Origin of the sequence: Serratia sp. LACPHL-BACT-2024-00286 (assembly GCF_043109535.1) — a bacterium.
Lineage (GTDB): Bacteria > Pseudomonadota > Gammaproteobacteria > Enterobacterales > Enterobacteriaceae > Serratia > Serratia sarumanii.
Genome location: NZ_JBICNA010000006.1, coordinates 215,844 through 238,605 on the forward strand (window position 1 = coordinate 215,844; position 22,762 = coordinate 238,605).

General features: G+C 59.7%; 18 protein-coding genes and 1 riboswitch. Of the genes, 9 read left to right on the top strand and 9 right to left on the bottom strand.

Annotation, left to right across the window (positions count from 1 at the left end):
• Window positions 1–25: 25 nt before the first annotated feature.
• From thiQ to sgrR, 4 genes are all read right to left on the bottom strand, one after another.
• Complete coding sequence (gene thiQ, locus ACF8MC_RS19045) at window positions 26–730, bottom strand: thiamine ABC transporter ATP-binding protein ThiQ (protein ID WP_025301552.1); 705 nt, start codon at window positions 728–730, stop codon at window positions 26–28.
• Window positions 717–2,324, bottom strand: a complete 1,608-nt coding sequence (gene thiP, locus ACF8MC_RS19050; RefSeq protein ID WP_047569346.1) for a thiamine/thiamine pyrophosphate ABC transporter permease ThiP — start codon at window positions 2,322–2,324, stop codon at window positions 717–719. Before thiP ends, thiQ begins: the two co-directional genes overlap by 14 nt.
• Window positions 2,300–3,286: a thiamine ABC transporter substrate binding subunit gene (gene thiB / locus ACF8MC_RS19055; protein ID WP_164105378.1), complete on the bottom strand. Its 987-nt coding sequence runs from the start codon at window positions 3,284–3,286 to the stop codon at window positions 2,300–2,302. Before thiB ends, thiP begins: the two co-directional genes overlap by 25 nt.
• A 57-nt stretch (window positions 3,287–3,343) precedes the next feature.
• A riboswitch (TPP riboswitch) is annotated at window positions 3,344–3,462 on the bottom strand.
• Between the two features lie 37 nt (window positions 3,463–3,499).
• Window positions 3,500–5,161 carry an HTH-type transcriptional regulator SgrR gene (gene sgrR / locus ACF8MC_RS19060; protein ID WP_047569343.1) on the bottom strand — a complete coding sequence of 554 codons (1,662 nt, stop codon included), beginning with the start codon at window positions 5,159–5,161 and terminating at the stop codon, window positions 3,500–3,502.
• Window positions 5,162–5,249: 88 nt separating this feature from the next.
• Between sgrR and sgrT the strand changes: the two genes are divergently transcribed.
• The 3 genes from sgrT to ACF8MC_RS19075 all read left to right on the top strand — a co-directional run bounded on the left by sgrT (window position 5,250) and on the right by ACF8MC_RS19075 (window position 8,394).
• Window positions 5,250–5,426 carry a glucose uptake inhibitor SgrT gene (sgrT, locus tag ACF8MC_RS19065; protein ID WP_170310358.1) on the top strand — a complete coding sequence of 59 codons (177 nt, stop codon included), beginning with the start codon at window positions 5,250–5,252 and terminating at the stop codon, window positions 5,424–5,426.
• Between the two features lie 154 nt (window positions 5,427–5,580).
• Complete coding sequence (locus tag ACF8MC_RS19070) at window positions 5,581–6,777, top strand: sugar efflux transporter (RefSeq protein WP_033652907.1); 1,197 nt, start codon at window positions 5,581–5,583, stop codon at window positions 6,775–6,777.
• A 144-nt stretch (window positions 6,778–6,921) separates the two neighbouring features.
• Complete coding sequence (locus tag ACF8MC_RS19075; protein ID WP_033649188.1) at window positions 6,922–8,394, top strand: DASS family sodium-coupled anion symporter; 1,473 nt, start codon at window positions 6,922–6,924, stop codon at window positions 8,392–8,394.
• A gap of 38 nt (window positions 8,395–8,432) precedes the next feature.
• On the opposite strand, the gene leuD is transcribed toward ACF8MC_RS19075, so the two are convergent.
• From leuD to leuA, 4 genes are read right to left on the bottom strand one after another with little or no spacing between them, the layout of a single operon-like run.
• Window positions 8,433–9,035 carry a 3-isopropylmalate dehydratase small subunit gene (gene leuD / locus ACF8MC_RS19080; protein WP_025159634.1) on the bottom strand — a complete coding sequence of 201 codons (603 nt, stop codon included), beginning with the start codon at window positions 9,033–9,035 and terminating at the stop codon, window positions 8,433–8,435.
• A gap of 9 nt (window positions 9,036–9,044) precedes the next feature.
• On the bottom strand, window positions 9,045–10,445 hold the full coding sequence (gene leuC / locus ACF8MC_RS19085; RefSeq protein WP_033649190.1) for a 3-isopropylmalate dehydratase large subunit: 1,401 nt from the start codon (window positions 10,443–10,445) through the stop codon (window positions 9,045–9,047).
• Window position 10,446: 1 nt separating this feature from the next.
• On the bottom strand, window positions 10,447–11,538 hold the full coding sequence (leuB, locus tag ACF8MC_RS19090) for a 3-isopropylmalate dehydrogenase (protein ID WP_033649192.1): 1,092 nt from the start codon (window positions 11,536–11,538) through the stop codon (window positions 10,447–10,449).
• Between the two features lie 2 nt (window positions 11,539–11,540).
• Window positions 11,541–13,115: a 2-isopropylmalate synthase gene (gene leuA, locus ACF8MC_RS19095; protein WP_004932820.1), complete on the bottom strand. Its 1,575-nt coding sequence runs from the start codon at window positions 13,113–13,115 to the stop codon at window positions 11,541–11,543.
• An 872-nt stretch (window positions 13,116–13,987) separates the two neighbouring features.
• Between leuA and leuO the strand changes: the two genes are divergently transcribed.
• The 5 genes from leuO (at window position 13,988) to cra (ending at window position 20,962) form a co-directional block, all read left to right on the top strand.
• On the top strand, window positions 13,988–14,935 hold the full coding sequence (gene leuO, locus ACF8MC_RS19100) for a transcriptional regulator LeuO (protein ID WP_033649194.1): 948 nt from the start codon (window positions 13,988–13,990) through the stop codon (window positions 14,933–14,935).
• 466 nt (window positions 14,936–15,401) lie between these two features.
• Window positions 15,402–17,210: a long-chain fatty acid--CoA ligase gene (locus ACF8MC_RS19105; RefSeq protein WP_060439094.1), complete on the top strand. Its 1,809-nt coding sequence runs from the start codon at window positions 15,402–15,404 to the stop codon at window positions 17,208–17,210.
• Between the two features lie 316 nt (window positions 17,211–17,526).
• Complete coding sequence (ilvI, locus tag ACF8MC_RS19110) at window positions 17,527–19,245, top strand: acetolactate synthase 3 large subunit (RefSeq protein WP_049213085.1); 1,719 nt, start codon at window positions 17,527–17,529, stop codon at window positions 19,243–19,245.
• Window positions 19,246–19,247: 2 nt separating this feature from the next.
• The gene (gene ilvN, locus ACF8MC_RS19115; protein ID WP_004932806.1) at window positions 19,248–19,739 is read left to right on the top strand and encodes an acetolactate synthase small subunit; all 492 of its coding nucleotides are present in this window, start codon (window positions 19,248–19,250) and stop codon (window positions 19,737–19,739) included.
• 218 nt (window positions 19,740–19,957) lie between these two features.
• A complete protein-coding gene (cra, locus tag ACF8MC_RS19120; protein ID WP_004932801.1) occupies window positions 19,958–20,962 on the top strand; it encodes a catabolite repressor/activator in 1,005 nt (334 codons plus the stop codon).
• Between the two features lie 37 nt (window positions 20,963–20,999).
• On the opposite strand, the gene ACF8MC_RS19125 is transcribed toward cra, so the two are convergent.
• Window positions 21,000–21,440 (bottom strand): L-alanine exporter AlaE, encoded by a 441-nt coding sequence (locus ACF8MC_RS19125; protein WP_033637098.1) that lies wholly within the window; start codon window positions 21,438–21,440, stop codon window positions 21,000–21,002.
• Window positions 21,441–22,303: 863 nt separating this feature from the next.
• Between ACF8MC_RS19125 and mraZ the strand changes: the two genes are divergently transcribed.
• Entirely contained in the window at window positions 22,304–22,762 is a 459-nt protein-coding gene (mraZ, locus tag ACF8MC_RS19130; protein ID WP_025159638.1) for a division/cell wall cluster transcriptional repressor MraZ, read from the top strand.

The window sequence follows — 22,762 nt, forward strand, 5'->3', positions numbered from 1 at the left end:
CGCAGCATAAAAAACGCGCGTCAGATCACGCTTTACCCGAAATGCCCAGCACGCGCGCTTCGGGCGCGCTGCCGTCCAGCAGCGCCTGCGTCGGGCCGTCGTAATAGATGCGGCCGTCTACCACCAGCAGCGTGCGCGGGGCGATGCGCGCGGCGTCGTCGAGGTTGTGCGACACCATCAGCAGCGTCAGGTTGCGCTGTTCGCACACCGTCTGCAGCAGCTGCAGCATCTCGTTGCGCAGCGCCGGATCGAGCGCCGAGAAGGGCTCGTCGAGCAGCAGGATCGGCCGTTGGCGAATCAAACAGCGCGCCAGCGCGGCGCGCTGACGCTGGCCGCCGGAAAGCTGCGACGGCAGGCGCTCCAGGTGCTCTTCCAGGCCGACCTGACGAGCGATATGCGCCCGCTGTTGGCGCTGCTGCTCAGTCAAGCGCAGACCGGGATCCAACCCCAGCCCGATGTTCTGCGCTACCGTCAGGTGCGCGAACAGGTTGTTCTCCTGAAACAGCATCGACACCGGCCGTTTGGCCGGCGGTGTGGCGGTGTGGTCTTCGCCGTTCAGCAGCAGCCGGCCGCTGGCCGCCGGCAGAAAACCGGCGATCAGGCTCAGCAGGGTGCTTTTACCGGCGCCGCTGGGGCCGAGCACCGCGACGCGCTCGCCCGGCTGGATGCGCAGATCAAAGCGCATCGGCAGGTGTTCATACAGATAGGTCAGTTTTTCAAGCGTCAGCATGGCGCCCCGGTAAGCGTTCGATCAGGGTAAACAACAGGAAGCACAACAGCAGCAACAGCAGCGCGGTCACCGCCCCGTCGTTGCTGCGGTAGGCGCCAATCTGCTGATACAGGTAAAAAGGCAGGGTACGGAAATGCTCGTTGCCAAACAAGGCGACTACGCCGAAATCGCCGATCGACAGCACGCAGGCGAAGGCCAGCGCCTGCGCCAGCGGGCGGCGCAGCGCGCGCAGTTCGATCAGCCGCAGCCGTTGCCAGCCGTGGATATCCAGCGACAGGCACAGTGGGTTGTAGCGTTCGGCGAGGTCGCGCATCGGGTTCTCCAACACCTTCAGCGCATAGGGCACCGCCATCAGCGCATTGGTGAGGATCACCAGCGCATAGGGCGACTGCGGCAGCCCGATCGTATCGCTCAGCAGCAGGAAGAAGCCGGTGGCCAGCACGATACCCGGCATCGCCAGGATCACCATGCCGCTCAGCTCCAGCGCCTGGCCGCCGCGCAGATGCTGCCGCAGCTTCAGCTCGCGGCTGCTCCACAGCAGCATCATCGTGAGCGCCACGCACAGCAGCCCGGCGCCGAGGGCGATGCGCAGCGACGTGAACAGCGCCTGCCACAGCACCGGCTGGCGCAGCACGCTGACGATAGCCTGATTGGCGCCGTCGGCGATCACCGCCAGCAGAGGCGGCAATAACAGCAACAGCGCGGCGGCGATCAGCAGAAAATCGCCGACGCGCCGCCACAGGCTGTCTTCCGGGTTGCGCCAGCGCTGGGCGTGGGTATGGCCCACCGGCAGCGCCTGGCTCAGCCGCTGGCTGATCAACACCAGCCCCAGACAACAGCTTAACTGGATCAGCGCCAGCATGGCGGCGCGGCCCAGATCGTAGTCGTAACTCAGCGCCTGGTAGATCGCCAGTTCGATGGTGGTGGCCTGCGGCCCGCCGCCCAGCGACAGCACGGTGGCGAAGCTGGCGAAGCACAGCATGAAGATCAACGCGCCGCTCGGCAGGATCTGGCGACGCAGCGCCGGCCATTCGACGAAACGGAACTGCTGCCAGCCGTTCATGCCCAACTGGGCGGCCAGCTGGCGCTGCTCCACCGGAATGTTCTCCAGCGCCTGCAGCAACAGGCGGGTGGCCAGCGGCAGGTTAAAGAACAGGTGCGCCAGCAGAATGCCCTGCAGGCCGTAGGGCGAGAAGCCATACTCGACGCCCAGCCAGCCGCACAGCGCTGCCAGCCAGCCCTGACGCCCATAGACGCTGAGCAGGCCGAACACCGCCACCAGCACCGGCAGCACCAGCGTCATGGCGCACAGCCGCAGCAGCAGCTGCCGGCCGGGGAAACGGCGGCGATAGAGCGCGCGTGCCAGCAGAACGGCGGGCAGCACCGAAATCAGCGCCGACAGCAGCGCCTGCCAAAAGGTGAAGCGCACCACGTGCCACAGGTAGCTGTCCTGCCACAGGCCGCGCCAGTCGCTGCCCGGCGCGTGACGCCACAGCGAGCCCATCGCCAGCGCGGCGACCAGCAGGATCACGCCGGCGGCCAGCAGCCCCGGCCAGAGCCAGCGGGGGATCAGCGGCTGACGGCGGTTTGCCATGCCCGGATCCAGCCGCCGCGTTGTTTGGCCACCTCTTCGGCGCTGTATTGCAGTGCGGTCTGCGGCACGTTCATCTGCTCAAAGCCGACGGGCAGTGGGGTGTTGATCACCGGGTACATCCAGTTGCCGGTCGGGATGGTGTTCTGGAACGCCGGCGTCACCATGAACTGCATGAAGCGCTCCGCCAGCTCAGGCTGTTTGGCGGCCTTCAGCTTGCCCGCCACTTCCACCTGCAGGTAGTGGCCTTCGCTGAACGTGGCGGCGGCGTAGAGATCTTTTTTCTCTTCGATCAGGTGATAGGCGGGAGAGGTGGTGTAGCTGAGCACCAGATCGCCTTCGCCTTTCAGGAACAGGCCGTAGGCTTCGCTCCAGCCTTTGGTGACGGTGACGGTCTTCTTCGCCAACTGCTGCCAGGCGGCCGGCGCCTTGTCGCCATACACTTTTTGCATCCACAGCAGCAGGCCGAGGCCCGGCGTGCTGGTACGCGGATCTTCGTAGATCACTTTCCAGTTGCGATCGCTGCTGACCAGCTCCTGCAGGCTTTTCGGCTGGTTCTTCAGCTTTTCTTTGTTGTAGACGAAGGCGAAGTAACCGTAGTCGTAAGGCACGAAGGTCGCGTCCTGCCAGCCGCCCGGCACCGTCAGTTTGGCGGTGTCGACGCCGCTCGGCGCGAACAGGCCGGTTTGCTGCGCCGCCTGCAACAGGTTGTTGTCCAGCCCCAGCACCACGTCGGCGGCGCTGTTCTTGCCTTCCATGCGCAGGCGGTTCAGCAGCGAGACGCCGTCTTCCAGCGCGACGAACTTCAATTCACAGTCGCACTCGGCTTCGAAGGCTTTTTTCACCGCCGGGCCGGGGCCCCAGTCGGCGGCGAAGGAATCGTAGGTGTAAACCGTCAGCGTCGGCTTGGCGAACACCGGCGCGGCGCACAGCAGCAATAAGCAGGGCAGATATGTTTTGACCACGTTGCACTCCTGAAAAATAAGGGGGCAAGGGCATCTGAGGGGGCGAGGCGGCGTCGCCGGTTCGCTGGGCTCAAATCCCTCCGCCGGTATTGACCGGATCAGGTTCGACGGGTGTGCTCTCAGCGGAAAATCGGGCTTATCATGCGGCCCGACTTACCGCACCCCGTTGAGACGGCGCTATTGTAAAGATTAACCGACCCGGGCGAAAGGCGCTTATGCCTCCGGCGGGGCAAACCAGGCGGACTTGAAGTCGAACCAGCCGAGGGTGTTCATCCGCACGCCGCGCATGCTGCGCTGGCCGTGCAACTGCAGCCAGTGATGGAACAGCGGATGCAGCTGGTGGTTGCTGACCAGACGCTGGCAGAACTCCGCCAGCGGCAAGCGGTTGGCGCGCCACAGCGCCGCGTCCTGCGCCAGATCTTCGTTCATGCAGTGCTGCACCAGCGGCAGTTCGTACAGCGTGGCGAACAGCGAAAACTCCAGCGGCAGATAGAAGTTGGCGCTGCCGAGCCACAGATCGCTGCGCGCGTCGCCCTGGTGCCAGGTGGCGTAATCCACGCTTTGCACAATCAGGCGGATGCCGTGCTGCGCCAGCAGCGGTTCGATCGCCTGGCGAATGGCGTGAAACTCCGAATGCTCATTGAAGTGGGTCATCGTCAGTTCGGTCAGGCCCGCGGGCTTGGGCTGCTGCGCCAGCGTGCGGTTGTGGTGCCAGCGCGGCAGCAGGCCGTACGCCGGCGACCAATAGCGCTGGTAGAGCGGCCCGGCGTGGCTCAGCAGCGAAATGGGGTTGATCAATTCGCACAGCCAACTGCGAATGGCGGGATCGGCGGCCAGCGGGGAGCGCTGATCGAACAGCAGGAAATAGCAGCCCTCTTCCAGCCGGCTTTCCAGCTCGCTGTTGCCGGTTTCATCGCCCTGCAGCTGTACGCCGGAGTGCACCAGCTCTTCGGAAAACTCCGGCAGCACCCAGATGTTCACCTCGTCGATCAGCGCCCGATAGCCGAAATAGTCGTCGAAGGCGTGGATCTTCATCTGGCTGGGATGGTTGCGCACCATGCGGTAGGGGCCGGTGCCGACCGGATGGCGGGCGAAATCAGGCAGTTCGCGCCATTCGCGCGGCAGGATCATGGCCTGCACGCTGCCCAGCAGCCAGGGCAGCCAGTGGTCGGGGCTGCGCAGCTGCACGTCGATCACGAACGGCGTCGGCGAGGTGACGCTCTCGATATGCGAGAACAGCGGTTGCGAGGTCAGACGCGAGAGGGAAGTGATGACGTCCGCCATCTCCAGCTCGCGGCCGTGATGAAAATGGATCGCCGGGCGCAGGTAAAACCGCCAGTGCAGCGGCGTCAGCGCCTGCCAATGGTGGGACAGATCGGACTCGAGTTCCCCGTTTTCCTCATTTATGCGCGTCAGGCCGTTGAAGATCTGGCGCGCCAAATGGGTCTCCGAACGCCGCAGCGCCGAGCCGGGCAGCAGGTTGTACAGCTGCCGGTAGTAGAGCACCCGCAGGATATGTTTCCCCTGGCGGAAACTGCGCCCCAGCTGCGACAGCAGCATCTGGCGCACCACGTTTTTGTCGCCCACCAGCTGCACCAACTGATCGATGCGGTCCTGTTCCAACAGCTCCTCGGCCCGCTGTTGCTGCAGCGCCAGGCCGGTGTAGTGGAAGGTTAGCCGCGAACGTTTGCCGCGCCCCGACTCCGCCTGCCAGGTGAGCCAGCCCTCTCGCTGCATGGCGCTCAGCAGGGAGCGCACGTGGCGCCGCGAGCAGCTCAGCACCTCCGCCAGATCCTGCAGCGTGGTGTCGGTGGTTTCACCGTGGCAGCGCTGCCACAGGCGGATGAACTGCTGCTGCAATCGGGACGTGGACATAAAAGAGGAACGCTCCTGCCTCAACTCGTCAATTTTTCTTTCCCTATATTACGCCGATAATTTTCATCAATGAAAGGGGGAGGGCGTAATGATGAAAGCTTTCTTATCCAGACAGTTCTACCAGCGCTATTTCAGCGCGGTGCGCCGCCAGCGCGCAGACTGGCTGAGCGTGGTGCCCGAGCAGGCGCGGCTGGCGATGCTGGCGCACCTGACGCAATGGGACATCAAAGAGATGACCGATAAGCAGTATCGCGAGCACCTGTAGGGGCTCCGGCAACCAATTTCTGAGTAATGGTGCTGTTTCACCAGCCAGTGGGGCGACCCACTGGTTTTTTTATGCGTGGTCATGGCAATGCGCTTGCATTTTTCTCGCCGTGGCCTAAGGTTCTTTTTTCTGCTTTGAGGTCAGGGAAGACGATATGCAACGCCTGAGCCGGTTGTCACAGCGCATCAATCCCATCTTTGCCGCATTCCTGCTGATTGCTTTTCTTTCTGGCATCGCTGGCGCGTTGCTGACGCCGACGCTCAGCCTGTTTCTGACCACCGAGGTCAAGGTGCGGCCGCTGTGGGTCGGGCTGTTTTACACCGCCAACGCGGTGGCCGGCATCGTCGTCAGTTTTCTGCTGGCCAAACGCTCCGATACCCGCGGCGATCGGCGCAGGCTGATCCTGCTGTGCTGCCTGATGGCGGTCGGCAACTGTCTGCTGTTTGCCTTTAACCGCGACTACCTGACGCTAATCACCGCCGGGGTGCTGATGTCCGCCGTTGCCAACACCGCCATGCCGCAGATTTTCGCGCTGGCGCGGGAATACGCCGACAGCGAGGCGCGTGAAGTGGTGATGTTCAGCTCGGTGATGCGCGCCCAGCTTTCGCTGGCGTGGGTGATCGGCCCGCCGCTGTCGTTTGCGCTGGCGCTCAGCTACGGGTTCACCGTGATGTTCCTGATCGCCGCCGCCACCTTCGCGGTCTGCGTGCTGCTGGTAGGATTCATGCTGCCTTCGGTGCCGCGCGCGGCGGATGGCGAAGGGTTGCGGGAAGGCGCTTCCGCGCCGATTGCGCCCGCCAGCGCCTGGCGCAATCGCGATGTGCGGCTGCTGTTCATCGCCTCGATGCTGATGTGGACCTGCAATACCTTGTACATCATCGATATGCCGCTGTATATCACCGCCGATCTCGGCCTGCCGGAAGGGCTGGCCGGGGTGCTGATGGGCACCGCCGCCGGGTTGGAGATCCCGGCGATGCTGTTGGCCGGTTATTACGTCCAACGCTTCGGCAAACGCAACATGATGCTGCTGGCGGTGGCGGCGGGCGTGCTGTTTTATCTCGGGCTGACGGTGTTGGAGAGCAAGCCGGCCCTGATCGCGCTGCAGTTGCTCAACGCGGTGTTTATCGGCATCGTCGCCGGTATCGGCATGCTCTATTTTCAGGATTTGATGCCGGGCCGGCCGGGCGCCGCCACCACGCTGTTCACCAACAGCATATCTACCGGGGTGATCCTGGCCGGGGTGCTGCAGGGCGCGCTGGTGGAGAATTTCGGTCATGGCTCGGTGTATTGGATGGCGGCGCTGTTGGCGCTGGCGGCGCTCGGGATGAGCGCCAAAGTGCGTGAAGTGTGAGGTCAAACGACGGCATTCTTGATGCAAGTCATTGAGAAGGCTGAACCGGACGCCCAAGCTGAAGACATATGGCGCGCGATCGTTGCGCCCACGCCCATCTCGCTATTGAGATGCCGCCTTGTCGTTTAGAACAGTGGGAACGTTATGGATAAACTCACACCGCTCAAACCGCTTCCTTCCCTGTGCGCCCTTGCCGCCACGCTGATTATCTGGTTCCTCATTCCCGTGCCGGAGGGCGTCGCGCCTAATGCCTGGCAGCTGCTGGCGCTGTTTATCGGCACCATCATCGCCATCATCGGCAAGGCGATGCCGATCGGCGCAGTCTCGGTGATCGCCATCGCCCTGGTGGCGGTGACCGGCGTCACCAATCCCGGCAAGCCGGGCGCCGCGCTGGACGACGCGCTCAGCGGCTTTTCCAACCAGCTGATCTGGCTGATCGGCTTTTCGATCATGATCTCCCTCAGCCTGAATAAAACCGGGCTGGGCGCGCGCATCGGCTATTACTTTATTTCGCTGTTCGGCAAAAAAACGCTGGGCATCGCCTATGCGCTGACGCTGGCGGAAACCACGCTGGCGCCGGTGACGCCGAGCAACACCGCGCGCGGCGGCGGTATCATTCACCCGATCATGAAGTCGATCGCCGACAGCTTCGGCTCCAAACCCGAGCTCAATACCTCCGGCAAAATCGGCCGCTACCTGTCGCTGGTGAACTACAACATCAACCCGGTCACCTCGGCGATGTTTATCACCGCTACCGCGCCTAACCCGCTGATTGTCAGCCTGATCGCCAAAGGCACACACGGCAGCTTCGAGCTGTCCTGGTCGATGTGGGCAGTCGCCGCGCTGGTGCCGGGGCTGTGCTCGCTGATCGTGATGCCGCTGGTCATCTATCTGCTGTATCCGCCGGAGGTGAAAAGTACCCCGGACGCGCCGCGCTTCGCGCGCGAAAAACTGCAGGCGCTGGGGCCGGTAACGCTGCCGGAGAAAATCACCCTCGGGGTGTTCGCGCTGTTGCTGGTGCTGTGGGCCGGCATTCCGGCGATGATCTTCGGCCCGGCGCTGGCGGTCAATCCCACCACCGCGGCGCTGATCGGCCTGGCGGTGCTGCTGGCCACCGGGGTGCTGAGCTGGGAGGATGTGCTCAAGCATAAAGGCGCGTGGGACACCGTGGTGTGGTTCTCGGCGCTGGTGATGATGGCCAGCTTCCTCGGCAAGCTGGGGCTGATCGGCTGGCTGTCGCAAACCGTGGGCAACGGCATCGACCATATGGGCATGAGCTGGGTGGGCGGCACGATCTTGCTGACCCTCATCTATTTGTATTCGCACTATTTCTTCGCCAGCACCACCGCGCACGTGACGGCGATGTTCGCCGCTTTCTTCGCCGCCGGCATCGCGCTCGGCGCGCCACCGGCGCTGCTGGGCCTGATCCTGGCGTTCTCTTCCTCGCTGATGATGTCGCTGACGCATTACGGCACCGGCACCGCGCCGATCGTCTTCGGCTCCGGCTACGTGACGCTGGGGGAATGGTGGAAAGCGGGATGGGTGATGAGCGTGGTTAACTTGCTGATCTGGATAGTGATCGGCGGAGCATGGTGGAAGCTGCTGGGCTACTGGTGAGGAAAAAAACTCACCCGCCGGGCGGCGGGTGAAGGGGATTAATTCAAAAACGCCGGCTGCTGCGCTTCGTAGCGGGAGATGTCCGCTTCGTGCTGCAGCGTCAGGCCGATGCTGTCCAGCCCGTTGATCATGCAGTGGCGGCGGAAGCTGTCGATTTCGAACGGATAGCTTTTGCCGCCGGCGTTGACCGTCTGGTTCTCCAGATCCACCACGAACTCCGTTCCCTCGTTGGCGTCCACCAGCTTGAACAGCTCATCCACCTGCTGCTCGCTCAGCGTCACCGGCAACAGCTGGTTGTTGAACGAGTTGCCGTAAAAGATATCGGCGAAGCTCGGCGCGATCACCACTTTGAATCCGTAATCGGTCAGCGCCCAGGGCGCGTGTTCGCGCGAGGAGCCGCAGCCGAAGTTCTCGCGCGCCAACAGGATGCTGGCGCCTTTATAGCGCGGTTTGTTCAGCACGAATTCCGGGTTCGGCTGCTGGCCGGCGTCGTCGAGGAAGCGCCAGTCGTTGAACAGGTGCTGGCCGAAGCCGGTGCGGGTGACCTTCTGTAAAAACTGCTTGGGAATAATGGCGTCGGTGTCGACGTTGGCCGCATCCAAAGGCACCACTAAGCCGGTATGTTGAGTAAATTTAGCCACGTTAGCCCCTTAGTGAATATCACGGATGTCGGCGAAGTGACCGGCAACGGCGGCCGCGGCGGCCATCGCCGGGCTGACCAGGTGGGTGCGCCCACCGCGGCCCTGACGCCCTTCGAAGTTACGGTTGCTGGTGGATGCGCAGCGCTCGCCCGGATTCAGGCGATCGTTGTTCATCGCCAGACACATCGAGCAGCCCGGCAAACGCCATTCGAAACCGGCTTCGATAAAGATTTTGTCCAACCCTTCGGCTTCCGCCTGGGCCTTCACCGGGCCGGAGCCCGGCACCACGATGGCCTGCACGCCGCTGGCGACCTTGCGCCCCTTGGCGATCGCCGCCGCCGCGCGCAGATCTTCGATGCGCGAGTTGGTGCAGGAGCCGATGAACACTTTGTCGATCGGCACGTCGGTCAATTTGATGCCCGGTTTCAAGTCCATGTAGGCCAAGGCTTTTTCCGCGGAGGCGCGCTCGACCGGATCGCTGAACGATTCCGGCGCCGGGATCGCCTGATTGACGGCGATCACCTGGCCGGGGTTGGTGCCCCAGGTGACCTGCGGCGCGATCTCTTCGGCGCGCAGCGTCACCACGGTATCGAATTGGGCTTCGGCATCGGACTTCAGCGTGCGCCAATAGGCGACCGCCTGCTCCCAGTTTTCTCCGGTTGGCGCGAACTGACGCCCCTTCAGGTAGGCGAAGGTGGTGTCGTCCGGCGCGACCAACCCGGCTTTGGCGCCCATTTCGATCGCCATGTTGCACAGGGTCATGCGGCCTTCCATGCTCAACGCTTCGATCGCCTTGCCGCAGAACTCCACCACGTGGCCGGTGCCGCCGGCGCTGCCGGTTTTGCCGATCACCGCCAGCACGATGTCTTTGGCGGTAATACCCTCGGCGGCGTCGCCGGTGACTTCAATCTTCATGGTCTTGGCGCGGCTCTGCTTCAGGGTCTGGGTCGCCAGCACGTGTTCCACTTCGGAGGTGCCGATGCCGAACGCCAGCGAGCCGAAAGCGCCGTGGGTGGCGGTGTGCGAGTCGCCGCAGACGATGGTCATGCCCGGCAGCGTCATGCCTTGCTCAGGCCCGATCACGTGCACGATGCCCTGGAACGGGTGGTTCAGGTCATACAGCGAAACGCCGAATTCCGCGCAGTTCTTGATCAGCTCCTGCATCTGGATGCGCGCCATCTCGCCGCTGGCGTTGATGTCTTTGGTCTGGGTCGACACGTTGTGATCCATGGTGGCGAAGGTTTTGCCGGGCTGGCGCACCTTGCGGCCCATGGCGCGCAGGCCGTCGAACGCCTGCGGCGAAGTGACTTCGTGCACCAGGTGACGGTCGATATACAGCAACGGCGTTTCGTTCGGCGCTTCGTGCACTACGTGGGCGTCGTACAGCTTCTGGTATAAGGTCTTGGCCATGTTATGCCCCCTGAGCTACAAAGCGAGCGATGATGTCGCCCATTTCATCGGTGCTGACGGCTTTGCCGTCACCGGCCAGATCGGCGGTGCGGTAGCCCTGTTCCAACGCCTGGTTGATGGCGCGCTCCACGGCGTCGGCCGCTTCATCGGCGCCCAGGCTGTAACGCAGCAGCAGGGTGGCGGACAGGATCTGCGCAATCGGGTTGGCAATGCCTTTGCCGGCAATATCCGGCGCGGAACCGCCCGCCGGTTCGTACAGGCCGAAGCCTTGCTCGTTCAGACTGGCGGACGGCAACATGCCCATCGAGCCGGTGATCATCGCGCATTCGTCGGACAGAATGTCGCCGAACAGGTTGGAGCACAGCAAGACGTCGAACTGGGACGGATCCTTGATCAGCTGCATGGTAGCGTTGTCGATATACATGTGCGACAGCGACACGTCCGGGTAATCCTTGGCGACCTGATTGACCACTTCACGCCACAGGATGGAGCTTTGCAGCACGTTGGCCTTGTCGATCGACGTCACCTTGTGGCGGCGCTTGCGGGCGGATTCGAAGGCGATGCGCGCGATGCGTTCAATCTCGAAACGGTGATACACCTCGGTATCGAAAGCGCGCTCCTGCATGCCCTGGCCTTCGCGGCCCTTCGGCTGGCCGAAGTAGATGCCGCCGGTCAGTTCGCGCACGCACAGAATGTCGAAGCCGCGGGCGGCGATGTCGGCGCGCAGCGGGCAGAATGCCTCCAGCCCTTGATACAGGCGCGCCGGGCGCAGGTTGCTGAACAGTTTGAAGTGCTTGCGCAGCGGCAACAGCGCGCCGCGTTCCGGCTGCTCGGCCGGCGGCAGGTGTTCCCATTTCGGGCCGCCTACCGATCCGAACAGGATGGCGTCGGCCTGCTCGCAGCCGGCGACGGTCGCCGGCGGCAGCGGGCTGCCGTGGCGATCGATGGCGATGCCGCCGACGTCGTATTCGGCAGTGGTGATGCGAATGTCAAAGCGTTGACGCACCGCGTCCAACACTTTGCGCGCCTGAGCCATTACTTCCGGGCCGATGCCGTCTCCGGGCAAGACGGCAATGTGATAAGTCTTCGTCATGTTCACACCGTTTCCTGATTATTTTGATGTTTGTTTTGCTGCAGGCGCTGCTTTTCTTTTTCTACCTGCTGTGAGCGCCAAATATTGTTCAACACGTGCACCATCGCCTTGGCGGAAGATTCGACGATGTCGGTCGCCAGACCCACGCCGTGGAAGCGGCGGCCGTTGTAAGAGACCACGATATCCACCTGGCCCAGCGCGTCGCGGCCATGGCCCTTGGCGGTCAACTGGTACTTCACCAGCTCGATCGGGTAGTCGGTGATGCGATTGATTGCCTGATAAACCGCATCGACCGGGCCGTTGCCGGTGGCGGCTTCGGCTTTCTCTTCGCCGCCGCAGATCAGTTTCACCGAGGCGGTGGCCATGATGCTGCTGCCGGACTGCACGCTGAAGTAGCCCAGGCTGAAGTGCTCCGGCTCTTCCTGCTGTTTGTTGATGAAGGCCAGCGCCTCCAGGTCATAGTCGAACACCTGGCCCTTCTTGTCGGCCAGCTTCAGGAAGGCGGCGTACAGGGTATCCAGGTTATAGTCCTGCTCCTGGTAGCCCATCTCTTCCATGCGGTGTTTCACCGCCGCCCGGCCGGAGCGGGAGGTCAGGTTCAACTGCACGTCCTTCAGGCCGATCGACTGCGGGGTCATGATTTCGTAGTTTTCGCGGTTCTTCAGCACGCCGTCCTGGTGAATGCCGGAGGAGTGGGCGAAGGCGTTGGAGCCGACGATCGCCTTGTTGGCCGGGATCGGCATGTTGCACAGCTGGCTGACGATCTGGCTGGTGCGGAAGATTTCCTGATGATTGATGTTGGTGTGCACGTTCATGATGTCCTGGCGCACTTTAATCGCCATGATCACCTCTTCCAGCGAACAGTTGCCGGCGCGCTCACCGATGCCGTTCAGGGTGCCTTCCACCTGACGGGCGCCGGCCTGAACCGCGGCGATGGAGTTGCCGACCGCCATGCCCAAATCGTCGTGGCAGTGCACGGAAATGATGGCTTTGTCGATGTTCGGCACGCGGTCATACAAGGTGGTGATGATGCCGCCGAACTGGTTCGGCGTGGTGTAACCGACGGTGTCCGGAATATTGATGGTGGTGGCGCCGGCGTTGATGGCGGCTTCGACCACGCGGCACAGATTGTCGATCGGCGTGCGGCCGGCGTCTTCACAGGAGAACTCTACGTCGTCGGTGTAGTTGCGGGCGCGTTTGACCGAGCGCACCGCCATCTCCAACACTTCGTCGAACGAGCGCTTCAGTTTCGATTCGATGTGCAGGGTTGAGGTGGCCAGGAATACGTGGATGCGGAATGCTTCGGCGACGCGCAACGCTTCGGCGGCCACGTCGATGTCTTTGTCCACACAGCGGGCCAGGCCGCAGACGCGGCTGTTCTTGATCTGGCGCGCGATGGTTTGCACCGACTCGAAGTCGCCCGGCGAAGAGACCGGGAAACCGACCTCCATCACGTCGACGCCCATTCTTTCCAGCGCCAGCGCAATCTGAATCTTCTCTTTTACGCTCAGGCTGGCCTGCAACGCCTGTTCGCCATCACGCAGCGTGGTATCGAAAATAATGACTTGTTGGCTCATCGGTGCATTCCTTATCGTGTTGATTTCACGCTAAGCGGGCAAAAAAAAACCCGCGCAGTAGCGCGGGTTTCTTATGGGTGATCGGCTGAGTCAGCTCCGAACTTCGTCCACAGGCATACCGCGCAAACAAGATGCGTTGAGTAGTAGGCCTAGTAGACGATGAGTACGGATCATAAGGGTTCAGCTTCTCTTAAATTGGGTGTCTGCCTAATTTGATACGTGATTGGCCTGGCGATGTCAACACCTGATTGAATGCGGGGACAATGCACCAGCCCATTGGCCAAACAGAGGATCATTCGGCAAAAAAGCGACGCCTTAGAGAAAAAATGGGGCCAGTTTGCGCGCTGCTTAGCATAAACGAATCGAATATATACTGCGCTAATTGCTTCTGGATTTCGTTGCGTTAAGATTTGCGATGAAAAAATAAGAGGGATTAATCACGGGGGGCAACAAAATAACATTTTTTATACAAATGATTTAAATTGAATTCATATGATTAATTGATTATTTTAGTCATAATATAACAAAATAATGTAATTTTACACAAAGTGAGCGGTGTTTTTAGATGGTTTGATTGCTTATGATGTGTTTTTATAGTTTGTCTCATACAGTGCAGCTATGTTGTTTAGTTGTATTAATCATTGTTGATACCTAATTATTAGTACTACCCAGGTGGCATTCTTCCCGCTGACGGGAGAAACTACTGACATGTATTCCATATACGACTTATATCGTGTCGATAACACGAGGTTTTTTATCGGTTGATGACGGTAATGGCAGGATTTGTCGTGCAAAGATATGACAATGCGGCGTTTCATTGTTTGTCGAGCATAAGGATTAGATTATCTACACAGGATTTAGTGGAGTGAAATATGGCTGAATATGATTCAGAAATCACTATGGTCAAAGAGCCGGCGGACATTCATTTGCGCAGCGTCGATCTTAATTTGCTGACGGTGTTTGACGCCGTGATGCAAATGCAAAATATTACGCGAGCCGCTAATTCGCTAGGGATGTCGCAGCCGGCGGTGAGCAACGCGGTAGCGCGCCTGAAGGTGATGTTCAACGACGAACTGTTCGTGCGCTGCGGGCGCGGGATCCAGCCCACCATGCGAGCCAGGCAGCTGTTTGGCCCGGTGCGGCAAGCGTTGCAGCTGGTGCAGAATGAATTGCCGGGCGCCGAGTTCGAGCCGCTGACCAGCACGCGAGCGTTTTCCTTGTCGCTGTGCAGTCCGCTCGACTTGCGCCTGGGCGCCGGGATAATCAATCACGTCAAACAGATCGCGCCGCAGCTTAATCTGCAAATAAAGTCATACATCAACAATAATATCGAACATCAATTGCGTTATCAGGACGTCGAGTTTGTCATCGGCTACAGCCGTTTCGAATCGGCAGAGTTTCGCAGTTTGGCGATGTTCGACGACGAATTAGTGCTGGCGGCCGCGCAGGCGCACCCGAGAATGGGCGAGGAGGCGACGCCGGAGCAAATGCTGGCCGAACAGCACGCGGCGGTATCCCTGGAAAGTTTTGGATCGTTCAGTAAGCCTTTTTATTTAGAGGAACCGATGCTGCGCGCCGTGACGCAGCAGTGCACGGATCTCTACAGCGTGTTGAATATGGTGTCGCAAACGGAGATGGTGGCGATTGCACCAGCCTGGCTGGTGAGACAACAGACGGAGGCGTTGAAAATAAAGGCGGTTCCTTTGTGCGCCAATCACAATAAAGCAACCTGCTATCTTTCCTGGCATGAATCCTCCGAGCGGGATAAAGGGCACCAGTGGATGAAATCCGTCCTGATTGAGGCAGGTAACCCAAAGTAAATCGATAAAAAATGGGAGCCATATAAAGATAATATTCAACTGAGCGTTTTTTTCTCATGATAAAAACTAAGAACTATCTGTGTTTTTATTAAGATGTTTCTTGGTTTTACGGCGATAAAATAACTTATTTTCATAGTGGGTTTGTTCGTTCAGCAAAAATAATTAATATAAATTAATATTCTGATTTTTACTTTCCGGCTAGTATTTTAAACTAACTCGATGCAGCGGCCCGGATGGGCCGCGTTTTATTGCCGCCGGCAAACCTTTTCCTTCCCGTTCTGTCCAACTGATGAAAGCACGAAAGCCGGCTTGAGTTTTGGCTCACACTTCTACGCTGAAATCGCTTTTCCCCCTGCCTGAGAGTAGGTAGACTGCGCGGAAAAAAGTAAACACCTGTAAGCTGAGATGAGGGCCGCAAGGCGTCGTTCAGGCTTAACTGTATGATTCATTTCAGGCTTAGAGCACTATGATCACTAATCTGCTGCAATACCATCTGATCCATCGTATACAGCATCAAATCACCCACCGAGCCGATCGCACAGCTTTTCGCCAATGGTCGCCCAACGGCGAGTTGCAACTGACCTGGGGAGCGGCCGCCGCCCGCATCGATCGCATCGCCGCCGGGCTGCTGGGGCTGGGCGTCGAAGTGCAAGAACGCATCGGTATTTTCGCCAATAACACGATGGCCTGGTCGTTGACCGATCTCGCGATCCTGCACCTGCGTGGCGTCAGCGTACCGCTCTATTCCACCAATACGCCGGCGCAGGCGGCGTTTGTCACCAACGACGCCGACATCCGCATACTGTTCGTCGGTGAGCAGGCGCAGCTTGACGCCGCCATCGCGCTGCGCGGCGTCTGCCCACAGCTGCGGCACATTATCGTCTTCGACGAGGGGGCCGATCTGCGCGGCTGCGAGATCGCACAGCATCTGAGCGCCTTCGAGCGCGCTGCCGATCCGGCGGCTTTTGCCGCTCAACGTCGGCAGCGTATTGAAGAGTGCGACCTGCAGGATCTCTTCACCCTGATTTATACCTCGGGTACTACCGGCGAGCCGAAAGGGGTGATGCTGGACTACCGCAACCTGGCGGCGCAGCTCTACCTGCATGATGAAAGGCTGACGGTCGGCGAAGAGGATGTGTCGCTCAGCTTCCTGCCGCTGTCGCACGTGTTCGAGCGGGCCTGGAGCTTCTTTGTGATGCATTCCGGCGCGCAGAACGTCTTCCTGCCGAATACCGACTGGGTGCGGGAAGCGATGGGGCAGATCCGCCCGACGCTGATGTGTGCGGTGCCGCGTTTCTACGAGAAGATTTTCAGCGCGGTGCATGAAAAAGTGGCGCGCGCCCCTTGGCTGCGCCGTGCGTTGTTCCACTGGGCGATCGTCTGCGGCGAGCGCAAATTCCTGCAGGAGCGGGCCGGCAAACCGTTGGGTAAAGTGTTCGACTTCACCCACCGCTGGGCCGACAAGCTGGTGTTGAGCAAGCTGCGCGGTATCCTCGGCGGCCGGGTGCGCTTTTTGCCGGCGGCGGGCGCCAAGCTGGACGACAATGTGATCCTGTTTTTCCAGGCGATGGGCGTCAACATCAAGTACGGTTACGGCATGACCGAAACCTGCGCCACCGTCTCCTGCTGGGAAGAGGGGCATTTCCGCTTCGGCTCTATCGGCAAACCGCTGCCTGAGGTCGAGGTGCGCATTGGCGAGGAAAATGAAATCCAGGTGCGCGGGCCGATCGTGATGCGCGGCTATTTCAACAAACCGTTGGAAACCGCCGCGACCTTTACCGAGGACGGCTGGCTGAAAACCGGCGACGCCGGGGCGATCGATGAAGAGGGCAACCTGTTCATCACCGAACGGCTGAAGGATTTGATGAAAACCTCCGGCGGCAAATACATCGCGCCGCAGATGCTGGAAGGCACGCTGGCGCAGGATCGCTTTATCGAGCAGGTGGCGATCATCGCCGATGCGCGCAAGTTCGTTTCCGCGCTGATCGTGCCGTGCTTTGAGTCGCTGGAAGAGTATGCGAAGTCCGTCAACCTGAAATACCAGGATCGCCTGGAACTGCTGCGCAACGGCGAAATCCTCGAGATGTTCGAAAAGCGTCTGCGCGAGATGCAAAAGGAGCTGGCGCGCTTCGAACAGGTGAAGAAGTTCACCCTGCTGCCGGCGGCCTTTTCTATGGAGCTGGGAGAGCTCACGCCAACGCTGAAGCTGCGCCGCAAAGTGATCCTGCAGCGCTATCAGCGCGAAATCGATTCAATGTACCAGGAACAGGCCTGACGCCGCCGCCGGGCCATGTGCCCGGCGAAAAAATCGGCATATCCTTCACCTGATTTAGTTCTGTAATTTTCCCTCTGTTCGAAACAATGCCTAGCCTGACAACCCTGCGGCTAGCGCATTGTTTTTATAAAGCCGTGATATCCAGCCGCTTGGCAATAACCATGCCTCCGCTAAGCCATTTTGTCGTTTGCCTGCCCCAAATTCTGACGTTATGTTAATTCGATAGCGACAACCCATAAAAACTTTGGGGCATTGCCCCGCAGCAGGCGCTACGTTCCAGCGCCAGAGAAGAATAAGCAAGCCTGGAGGCAAACCCATGGAGATGTTGTCAGGAGCCGAGATGGTCGTCCGATCGTTGATCGATCAGGGCGTTAAGCATGTATTCGGCTACCCCGGCGGGGCGGTGCTCGATATCTACGACGCCCTGCATACGGTTGGAGGGATCGATCATATTCTGGTGCGCCACGAGCAGGGGGCGGTGCACATGGCAGACGGCTACGCGCGCGCCACCGGTGAAGTGGGCGTGGTGCTGGTGACCTCTGGCCCCGGCGCCACCAACGCCATTACCGGTATCGCCACCGCCTATATGGACTCGATCCCGATGGTGGTGCTGTCGGGGCAGGTGCCCAGCTCGCTGATCGGCTACGACGCCTTCCAGGAGTGCGATATGGTGGGGATTTCGCGCCCGGTGGTGAAGCACAGCTTCCTGGTAAAACGCACCGAAGACATCCCGGCGGTGTTGAAGAAGGCGTTCTTCCTGGCTTCCAGCGGCCGCCCCGGCCCGGTGGTGATCGATCTGCCGAAAGATATCGTTGGCCCGGCGGTGCGGATGCCTTATGCCTATCCGCAGGACGTGAGCATGCGTTCTTACAATCCGACGGTGCAGGGGCACCGCGGGCAGATAAAACGCGCGCTGCAAACCATTCTGGCGGCCAAAAAGCCGGTGATGTACGTCGGCGGCGGCGCGATCAACGCCAGTTGCGAAGCCGAACTGTTGGCGTTGGCGGAACAGCTGAACCTGCCGGTGACCAGCAGCCTGATGGGGTTGGGCGCTTTCCCTGGCACCCATCGCCAGAGCGTCGGCATGCTCGGCATGCACGGCACCTATGAAGCCAACAAAACCATGCATCACGCCGACGTGATCTTCGCCGTCGGCGTGCGTTTCGACGATCGCACCACCAACAATCTGGCCAAATACTGCCCGGACGCCACCGTGCTGCACATCGATATCGATCCGACCTCGATCTCCAAAACGGTGGACGCCGATATTCCGATCGTCGGCGATGCCAAACAGGTGTTGGTGCAGATGCTGGAGCTGTTGGCACAGGACGAGAAAGCGCAGGATCACGATGCGCTGCGCGACTGGTGGCAGTCTATCGAGCAGTGGCGTGCCCGCGACTGCCTGGGTTACGACAAGCACAGCGGCACCATCAAACCGCAGGCGGTGATCGAAACCTTGCACCGCCTGACCAAAGGCGATGCGTATGTCACCTCGGACGTCGGCCAGCACCAAATGTTCGCCGCGCTCTATTATCCGTTCGATAAACCGCGCCGCTGGATCAACTCCGGCGGCCTCGGCACCATGGGCTTCGGCCTGCCGGCGGCACTGGGCGTCAAGCTGGCGCTGCCGGAGGAAACCGTGGTGTGCGTGACCGGCGACGGCAGCATTCAGATGAATATTCAGGAGCTGTCCACCGCGCTGCAATATAACCTGCCGGTGGTGGTGGTGAACCTCAACAACCGCTATCTGGGCATGGTAAAGCAGTGGCAGGACATGATTTATTCCGGCCGTCACTCGCAGTCCTACATGGATTCGCTGCCGGACTTCGTCAAGCTGGCCGAGGCTTACGGCCATGTCGGCATCGCCATCCGCACGCCGGATGAGCTGGAGAGCAAGCTGGCGCTGGCGCTGGCGGAAAAAGAGCGGCTGGTGTTCGTCGACGTGACCGTCGATGAAACCGAACATGTTTACCCGATGCAGATCCGCGGCGGAAGCATGGACGAAATGTGGCTTAGCAAAACGGAGAGGACCTGATCATGCGCCGTATTTTATCTGTCTTGCTGGAAAACGAATCCGGCGCTTTGTCGCGCGTGGTCGGGCTGTTCTCCCAGCGCGGTTATAACATCGAGAGCCTGACGGTAGCGCCGACCGACGATCCGACGCTGTCGCGCATGACTATCCAGACCGTCGGCGACGAGAAAGTGTTGGAGCAGATTGAGAAACAGCTGCACAAGCTGGTGGACGTGCTGCGCGTCAGCGAGCTGGTGCAGGGCGCCCACGTCGAGCGCGAGATCATGCTGGTGAAGCTGCAGGCCAGCGGCTACGGCCGTGAAGAGGTGAAGCGCTGCGCCGACATTTTCCGCGGCCAGATCGTGGATGTGACGGCGACGCTGTACACGGTACAGCTGGCCGGCACCAGCGACAAGCTCGACGCTTTCCTGAGCGCGGTGCGTGAAGTGGCGGAGATCGTGGAAGTGGCCCGTTCCGGGGTGGTCGGCGTGTCGCGCGGCGACAAAATCATGCGCTGAGCGCGGTCTGGCGGCGAATAATCGGGGGCGCGGCGTGGCTGCGCCCTTTGTTTTTCGGTATTTTTTGCCCGATTGCTGGCACCTTTCGGCAAAAGCGGTTGCTAGGCAGTGTTTTCTGCTGTTAGATCGCAGAGGCTGGATTGAATAACCGCACGGGATGTCATGGTTAATCCGAGCACAGCCTTCACTTCTATTTTCAGCGTCATTAAGGGGTTCATGTGAAACTGGATGAAATCGCGCGTCTCGCGGGCGTTTCGCGCACGACGGCCAGTTACGTCATCAACGGCAAGGCGAAGCAGTATCGTGTCAGCGATAAAACCGTCGAGAAAGTGATGGCCGTGGTCAGGGAGCATAACTATCACCCGAATGCCGTCGCGGCGGGGCTGCGCGCCGGGCGTACCCGTTCTATCGGTCTGGTGATCCCGGATCTGGAAAATACCAGCTATACCCGCATCGCCAACTACCTGGAACGCCAGGCGCGCCAGCGTGGTTACCAATTGCTGATCGCCTGTTCCGAAGATCAGCCGGACAACGAAATGCGCTGTATCGAGCACCTGCTGCAGCGCCAGGTGGACGCCATCATCGTCTCCACCGCCTTGCCGCCGGAGCATCCTTTCTATCAACGCTGGGCCAACGATCCGCTGCCGATCATCGCGCTGGACCGCGCGCTGGATCGCGAGCATTTCATCAGCGTCGTCGGGGCCGATCAGGAAGACGCCTTTGCGCTGGCGCAGGAGCTGCGCACCTTCCCGGCGGAATCGGTGCTGTATCTGGGCGCCTTGCCGGAGCTTTCGGTGAGCTTCCTGCGCGAGCAGGGCTTCCGTCAGGCCTGGCAAGAGGATCCCCGCCATGTCGATTACCTGTACGCCAACAGCTATGAACGTGAAGCCGCCGGCGCGCTGTTCGCCGAATGGCTGAAAACGCACCCGATGCCGCAGGCGCTGTTCACCACTTCGTTCTCGCTGTTGCAGGGCGTGATGGACGTGACGCTGAAGCAACGCGGCCGTTTGCCGACCGATCTGGCAATTGCCACCTTCGGCGACCATGAACTGTTGGATTTCCTCGAGTGCCCGGTGCTCGCGGTGGCGCAGCGCCATCGCGACGTGGCCGAACGCGTGCTCGAGCTGGTGTTGGCCAGCCTGGACGAACCGCGTAAACCCAAGCCGGGTTTGACGCGTATTCGCCGCAATCTGTTCCGCCGCGGCAGCCTGAGCCGCAAGTAGTTCGCTCTACGGGAGCCCGCGTTGTCGGGCTCCTGGTTTAGACGTAGCCCGCCACCCGGAACAGCCGCCGGCAATATTCCAGGAAATAACCATACACCACGCCCATCGCCATGGAGACCAGCGCATTGCTGGTCACCGCCGCCAGCATTTGTGGGCCGTCGGCGCCTACGCTCCACAGAATGGCGGCATAAACCGGCGACTGGAAGCTGACGTAGGCCAGCAGGTCGGCGAGGTTGCGCAGCACGAACTGGCCGCGCGGGCAGCGGCGCGCCGTGCGAATAAACAGATCGCGATAGCGGCCGTAGGGCCAGGCGATCAGGATGTTGACCGGAATCGACAGCAGGCGCGAAGAGAGGGATTGCTGAAAGCTCATGCCGGAGATCAACACTTCTATCGCCATGCCGGCGATAAAGCAGTACACCACCAGTGCGAACGTATCGGCAGCGGCGCTACGCCAGTGAGCGGCGGGCGAAAGCATGTGTCATCCCCTTTGGTTAACCTGCTGTTAAATTATTAATTCTTGGATGTTAAGTCTGGGTTTTTGCGTTTTTTATAGTGTACTAATCTGCATTATGTTTTTTAACTAGGTTTATATTTTTATTTTTAACATTTGTTCGGTTTTTGTCCCGCGGAACTGGGGAAGAGGTGAGGGTAGAGGGATTAAAATCGGCATTTTAAAATAAACTCATTAAAAACATGTGGTTGCGATTTTTTTGCTTCAAGTGAGGATTTTTTCCGGCAGAAATTGTGGAAATAAAGGTGTAAGAAAATGAAACCATAATTGTAAACAGGTATTTTGGGAATAATCTTACCAAATTGATTTAAATCGAAATTACTTCTGCTCGTAATATCCGAGCCATTTATTTTTTTCGCGGCCTCATCACGGCAGTGCAAATTGAAGTAAAATAGCGACCGGTTTTACGGTGAATAACGATTGAGCGTTATTAACTCAAGGAGTTATGGCCTTATTCCGCGATCGATTCGCCAGGCGCCGAGCCTTGGCGGGCGCGGCTCGCCAGCGGTTACCGCACTGAGATTGCCGAGCTGAAAAATGAGACATGGCTTGCAGAAGGAAGTAATGAGTTAATTAATCGCCAGTTCGTCAGGTTTTTAATCAGATTCTTTCCGCTTAGAAAATTCTCTCCGTTTATCATGGTGTTAATTTTTAATCGTCGAATAATCAGAGTTTCTTTCGCGAGTTAGCTCCCAAAATGACCAGAGAAATATTGCCAAAGCGCTGGCGCTCTGGCTTGACAAGGTTTTCATACCCTCCGTAAACTCCATTGTGTGGGAATTTGTGGGGTAAAGTGGTGAAAACGGTCACTAAGGGGTAGCTCAGGAATGTTCCGTGGAGCGACGATGGTCAACCTCGACAGCAAAGGGCGGCTCGCCGTACCTACCCGATATCGGGAATTGCTCAACGAGGAATCGCAAGGCCAAATGGTCTGTACCATTGACCTCCATCAGCCCTGCCTGCTGCTTTATCCTTTGCCCGAATGGGAAATTATTGAACAAAAATTATCACGTCTGTCGAGCATGAATCCCGCCGAGCGCCGCGTTCAGCGCCTGTTGCTGGGGCATGCCAGTGAGTGTCAGATGGATAGTGCCGGTCGTTTGCTGCTCGCCAATACGCTGCGGCAACACGCCGGGCTCACGAAAGAAGTGATGCTGGTCGGTCAGTTCAACAAGTTTGAACTGTGGGATGAACAGACCTGGTATCAACAAGTCAAGGATGATATTGACGCTGAACAGTCGACTCAGGAACCGTTGTCTGAGCGGCTACAGGACTTGTCGCTATAA

Excerpts from the sequence above, each read along its gene's own strand:
- thiQ (WP_025301552.1), bottom strand. The coding sequence starts at position 730 with ATGCTGACGCTTGAAAAACTGACCTATCTGTATGAACACCTGCCGATG.
- leuA (WP_004932820.1), bottom strand. The coding sequence starts at position 13,115 with ATGAGCCAACAAGTCATTATTTTCGATACCACGCTGCGTGATGGCGAA.
- ACF8MC_RS19070 (WP_033652907.1), top strand. The coding sequence starts at position 5,581 with ATGCAACGCCTGAGCCGGTTGTCACAGCGCATCAATCCCATCTTTGCC.
- ACF8MC_RS19125 (WP_033637098.1), bottom strand. The coding sequence starts at position 21,440 with ATGCTTTCGCCCGCCGCTCACTGGCGTAGCGCCGCTGCCGATACGTTC.
- ACF8MC_RS19075 (WP_033649188.1), top strand. The coding sequence starts at position 6,922 with ATGGATAAACTCACACCGCTCAAACCGCTTCCTTCCCTGTGCGCCCTT.
- sgrR (WP_047569343.1), bottom strand. The coding sequence starts at position 5,161 with ATGTCCACGTCCCGATTGCAGCAGCAGTTCATCCGCCTGTGGCAGCGC.
- thiP (WP_047569346.1), bottom strand. The coding sequence starts at position 2,324 with ATGGCAAACCGCCGTCAGCCGCTGATCCCCCGCTGGCTCTGGCCGGGG.
- leuO (WP_033649194.1), top strand. The coding sequence starts at position 13,988 with ATGGCTGAATATGATTCAGAAATCACTATGGTCAAAGAGCCGGCGGAC.
- leuC (WP_033649190.1), bottom strand. The coding sequence starts at position 10,445 with ATGGCCAAGACCTTATACCAGAAGCTGTACGACGCCCACGTAGTGCAC.
- mraZ (WP_025159638.1), top strand. The coding sequence starts at position 22,304 with ATGTTCCGTGGAGCGACGATGGTCAACCTCGACAGCAAAGGGCGGCTC.
- leuB (WP_033649192.1), bottom strand. The coding sequence starts at position 11,538 with ATGACGAAGACTTATCACATTGCCGTCTTGCCCGGAGACGGCATCGGC.
- sgrT (WP_170310358.1), top strand. The coding sequence starts at position 5,250 with ATGATGAAAGCTTTCTTATCCAGACAGTTCTACCAGCGCTATTTCAGC.
- ilvI (WP_049213085.1), top strand. The coding sequence starts at position 17,527 with ATGGAGATGTTGTCAGGAGCCGAGATGGTCGTCCGATCGTTGATCGAT.
- ilvN (WP_004932806.1), top strand. The coding sequence starts at position 19,248 with ATGCGCCGTATTTTATCTGTCTTGCTGGAAAACGAATCCGGCGCTTTG.
- ACF8MC_RS19105 (WP_060439094.1), top strand. The coding sequence starts at position 15,402 with ATGATCACTAATCTGCTGCAATACCATCTGATCCATCGTATACAGCAT.